The sequence below is a fragment of the Pseudolysinimonas sp. genome, assembly GCF_044239695.1.
Taxonomy (GTDB): Bacteria; Actinomycetota; Actinomycetes; order Actinomycetales; family Microbacteriaceae; genus Pseudolysinimonas_A.
In genome coordinates this window covers 1-4,294 of sequence record NZ_JBIIAW010000164.1, presented here as the reverse complement: position 1 = coordinate 4,294, position 4,294 = coordinate 1, and the positions used below count along the sequence as shown (strand labels likewise).

The 4,294-nt window shown below is 71.4% G+C and carries 5 protein-coding genes and 1 riboswitch; of the genes, 1 reads left to right on the top strand and 4 read right to left on the bottom strand.

Annotation, left to right across the window (positions count from 1 at the left end):
* The 4 genes from ACILQS_RS15735 to ACILQS_RS15720 all read right to left on the bottom strand — a co-directional run.
* Nucleotides 1-227, bottom strand: a 227-nt coding sequence (locus ACILQS_RS15735) for a tetrahydrofolate dehydrogenase/cyclohydrolase catalytic domain-containing protein (protein WP_395641070.1), incomplete at its 3' end; no start/stop codon positions are given.
* Complete coding sequence (gene glyA, locus ACILQS_RS15730) at nucleotides 224-1,510, bottom strand: serine hydroxymethyltransferase (protein WP_395641069.1); 1,287 nt, start codon at nucleotides 1,508-1,510, stop codon at nucleotides 224-226. The genes ACILQS_RS15735 and glyA, both read right to left, overlap by 4 nt.
* Before the next feature lie 26 nt (nucleotides 1,511-1,536).
* Nucleotides 1,537-1,623: riboswitch (ZMP/ZTP riboswitch) on the bottom strand.
* Nucleotides 1,621-2,163, bottom strand: a complete 543-nt coding sequence (locus tag ACILQS_RS15725; protein WP_395641068.1) for a cysteine hydrolase family protein — start codon at nucleotides 2,161-2,163, stop codon at nucleotides 1,621-1,623. It overlaps the preceding riboswitch by 3 nt.
* Nucleotides 2,164-2,186: 23 nt before the next feature.
* Nucleotides 2,187-3,389, bottom strand: a complete 1,203-nt coding sequence (locus ACILQS_RS15720; protein WP_395641067.1) for an MFS transporter — start codon at nucleotides 3,387-3,389, stop codon at nucleotides 2,187-2,189.
* Between the two features lie 119 nt (nucleotides 3,390-3,508).
* Here ACILQS_RS15720 and ACILQS_RS15715 point away from each other — a divergent pair.
* Nucleotides 3,509-4,294 (top strand): N-acetylglucosamine-6-phosphate deacetylase (locus ACILQS_RS15715; protein WP_395641066.1); only part of this gene is annotated, 786 nt, incomplete at its 3' end.

The following is a 4,294-nucleotide window of genomic DNA, read 5'->3' as shown; positions in this document are numbered from 1 at the left end:
GCCTCCGACGCGGTCGCGGGCAGCTCGACCGGGATCGAGGTGATGCCGACCTCGGCACAGTCGCGGTGCTTGCTCGACACGTAGGAGATCGAGCCGGGGTCCTCGCCGACGAGGAGGGTGCCGAGTCCGGGCACGATCCCCTTCGCCGCGAGGGCCTCGATGCGCACGCGCAGTTCGTTCTTGATGGTCGTCGCGGTCGCGACGCCGTCGAGTGTGATGGCGGTCATTGCCAGCTCCCGGGGCTCGTCAGGCCGGGGTAGAGCGGGAAGGCCGAGGCGAGGGCTTCGACACGCGCGCGCAGAGCCGGCAGGTCAGGGTCGGCCTTCAGGGTAGCCGCGATGATCTCGGCGACCTCGGTGAATTCCGCATCATGAAAACCCCGGGTGGCCAGGGCCGGGGTGCCGATGCGCACGCCCGACGTCACCATCGGGGGCCGGGGGTCGTTCGGCACCGAGTTCTTGTTGACCGTGATCCCGACCTCGTGCAGCAGGTTCTCGGCGTCCTGCCCGGTGATCGCCGAGTCGCGCAGGTCGACGAGCACGAGGTGCACGTCGGTGCCGCCGGAGAGCACCGCGATGCCCTCGGCCGCGACATCCGGCTGGGTGAGTCGCTCGGCGAGGATCCGCGCGCCGCTCAGCGTCGCCTTCTGCCGTTCGACGAACTCCGGTTCCATCGCCAGTTTGAACGCCGTCGCCTTCGCGGCGATGACGTGCATGAGCGGGCCGCCCTGCTGGCCGGGGAAGACGTTGGAGTTCATCTTCTTCGCGATGTCGGGGTCGTTGGTGAGGATGAAACCCGAGCGCGGGCCGCCGATCGTCTTGTGCACGGTCGACGACACGATGTGCGCGTGCGGAACCGGGCTCGGGTGCAGGCCGGCCGCGACGAGTCCGGCGAAGTGCGCCATGTCGACCCAGAGCTTCGCACCGACCTCGTCGGCGATGGCCCGGAACGCGGCGAAGTCGAGCTGACGCGGGTAGGCCGACCAACCGGCGATGATCACCTTCGGCTTCACGTCGAGGGCGCGTTCGCGCACCGTCGCCATGTCGATCGTCATCGTCGCCGGATCGAGCCCATAAGCGTGGGCGTCATAGAGCTTGCCGGAGAAGTTGAGCTTCATGCCGTGCGTCAGGTGGCCGCCCTGGGCCAGTTCGAGGCCGAGGATGCGGTCGCCCGGCTCGGCGATCGCCGACAGCACGGCGACGTTGGCCGACGCACCCGAGTGAGGCTGCACGTTCGCGAATTCGGCGCCGAACAGTTTCTTCGCGCGCTCGATCGCGAGGGTTTCGACGACGTCGACGAACTCGCAGCCACCGTAGTAGCGCTTGCCCGGGTAACCCTCCGCGTACTTGTTGGTCAGCACCGAGCCCTGGGCCTCGAGCACGGCCCGCGGCACGAAGTTCTCGCTCGCGATCATCTCCAGAGTCGAGCGCTGGCGGTTCAGCTCGGCCTCCAGCGCGGCGGCGACCTCCGGGTCGACTTCGCTCAGCGGGGCATTGAAAAGGGACGACATCCTGGCTCCTCACGACGCAGCGGATTCACGGCGGCCCAGGCGTACGGCCGCGTCTCAGAAGCTGCGTCGCTCCCCGATGGTGGCCCATCCGAACGCCAGTTGCGACGGCGTCAGTCTAGCTCGCGCAGCACCGCGTCGACGGTCGTGAGTTCGATGAGCGGCGCGTACATCCCCATCGTCAGGATCGCGCGTTCGTGGTCGGTCGCGGTCGGTGCGGCGCACGCGTCGACGACGACGCGCACGTGGATGCCGGCGTCGGCCGCCGCGAGGGCGGTGGACAGCACGCAGCAATCGGTCGAGACCCCGGCCAGCACGATCTCGTTCGTGCCGCCGACCGCGGCGTGGAGCCCCGCATCCCACTTGCCGAACGTCTCGCGGGTTTCGACGCGCGGGGCGTCGCGGAACCGCTCGTCGAGGTCGTAGAGCGGATCGTCGTGCGGCACGAGGGCGAACGGCCAGACCGCGAAGTAGGGCCGCCAGGCGCCCTGCGGGTTCGCCGGGGCGACGTAGCGGGTGAACAGCGTGCGGTCGCCGAACGCGGGCGCCAGCCGGGCCACCCCGGCGGCCGCCGTCTCGAAGGTCGGCGACGCCCAGGGGCTGCGCGAGGCCCCGAACACCTGTTGCAGGTCGATCGCGACGAGCCAGGGATGCATGACTCGAAAGTACCGCGCCGTCGCTAGCCCTTGTGCGCTTCCGCGGGATGGGAGCGGATGCGGAGCGGGTCGGTCAGCAGCACCCAGGCGAAGCCGACGGCGACGATGAGGGCGGCGACCCACGGAACGGCCGCGACCCCGAGCTCGTCGAAGACGATGCCGCCGATGAGAGCACCGCCGCCGATCGCGGCGTTGAACGCCGTCGTGATCGCCGCGCCCGCGAGGTCACGGATGCGCCCCGACGTCGCGTGCAGCGAGCGGGTGTGGAAGAGCGACGGGAGCCCGCCGAACGCCATGCTCCAGAGCGCGAGCAGCAGGATAGCGACGACGACGCCGCGACCGGCGACCGCGGTGAGGACGATCGTCGCAATGACGGCCGTGGTCATGACGTTGACCGTCAAGCGCGGGAACCGGTCGCCGTAGACCGCGGAGACGAGCAGTCCGAGGGCCCCCGCGACGCCGAAGATGAGCAGCGCCAGGCTCACGAGGTCGTCCGGGATGCCGCCGACGGCGATCGCCCAGGGCGCGATGTAGGTGTAGAAGGTGTTGTGCCCGATGGCGACGAGCAGCACGGTGACCGCCACGATGCCGAGGGCCGCCCAGGACTTGTCACGGACCGGTTCCGCCCCGGCTTCGGGCTGGGGCCGACGGTGCTCCTTCGCGGGCAGCAGCACGGCGGCGAGCACGGTGAAGACCACGACGAGACCCGCCATCACCCCGAAGGCCGCGCGCCAGTCGAGCGCGTGGCCGATCGCGGCCGTCAACGGGACCCCGAGGATGAAGGCGAACGATCCGCCCGCCGTCGTCACCGCCACGGCGCGGGCGAGCTGCCGCCCCGGCACGAGCAGCGCCGTGTACGGGGTCGTGACCGCCCAGAAGAGACCGTGCGCGAGGCCACCGATGACCCGGGCCACCGCCAGCACCTCGTAGGTCGGCGCGAACGCGGCGAGCACGTTGGACAGTGCGAACACGCCGAGCATCGCGACGATGACCCACTTGCGGGAGAGGCGACGGGTGAGCAGGGTCAGCGGCGCCGTGCTGACCACGACCGTGAGGGCGAACAGCGTGACGAGCAGGCCGACCCGGGACTCGGAGACGTCGAGGTCGGCGGCGATATCGGGCAGCAGGCCGGTGGGCAGGAACTCGCTCGAGACGGAGACGAAGATCGCCCCGGCGAGGACGAGCAGGCGGAACAGGGGAAACCGTTCGCCGGAAGTGGCAGACATGAGGCGGAGGCCTTCGGACTTCGGTGGGCACGTGACGCCGGCCGCGAGAGCACGGGGGATGCCGCACTCGTCGTCCACGATACCGGGAGGCCGGCGAGGCTGGCCGGTAGCCTGGAGGGGTGACGACGCTGCTCCACTCGGCCACCTCCGTGGATGCCCGGGGCGAGACCCCGGACGCCTGGCTGCTGCTCGACGGGGCCACGATCGCGGCGGTCGGGTCGGGCCGCGACCGCCCCGCCGCCGATGAGACCGTCGATCTGACGGGGCTCTGGCTCGCCCCCGGCTTCGTCGATCTGCACGGCCACGGCGGAGGCGGCGAGGACTACGGGTCGGGCGATCTGCCCGCCGCCCTCGCGGCGCATCGCGCCCACGGCACGACCCGGTCGGTGGTCAGTCTCGTGGCCGAACCCGTCGACGTGCTCGAGCGGCAGCTCGCCCGGGTCGCGCAGCTCGCGGCCACCGATCCGACGCTGCTCGGCAGCCATCTGGAGGGTCCGTTCCTGGCCCCGAGCCGTCGCGGCGCGCACGCGGAGGCGATGCTGCGCACCCCCGACGCCGCGACGATCGACCGGCTCCTCGCCGCCGCCGACGGCACCCTGCGCCAGGTCACCCTCGCACCCGAGCTGCCCGGGGGGCTCGACGCGGTGCGCCGGTTCGTCGCCGCCGGCGTCGTCGTCGCGATCGGCCACACCGAAGCGGACGCCGACACCGCCCGAGCCGCCTTCGACGCGGGTGCGACGCTGCTCACCCACGCGTTCAACGCGATGCCGGGCATCCACCACCGCTCCCCCGGACCGGTCGTCGCCGCCTTCGAGGACGAGCGAGTGAGCCTGGAACTCGTGCTCGACGGCCTGCACCTCGAGCCCGCCGTCGCCGCGATCGCCTTCGCCAGCGCCCCGGGACGC

Excerpts from the sequence above, each read along its gene's own strand:
- glyA (WP_395641069.1), bottom strand. The coding sequence starts at position 1,510 with ATGTCGTCCCTTTTCAATGCCCCGCTGAGCGAAGTCGACCCGGAGGTC.
- ACILQS_RS15725 (WP_395641068.1), bottom strand. The coding sequence starts at position 2,163 with ATGCATCCCTGGCTCGTCGCGATCGACCTGCAACAGGTGTTCGGGGCC.
- ACILQS_RS15720 (WP_395641067.1), bottom strand. The coding sequence starts at position 3,389 with ATGTCTGCCACTTCCGGCGAACGGTTTCCCCTGTTCCGCCTGCTCGTC.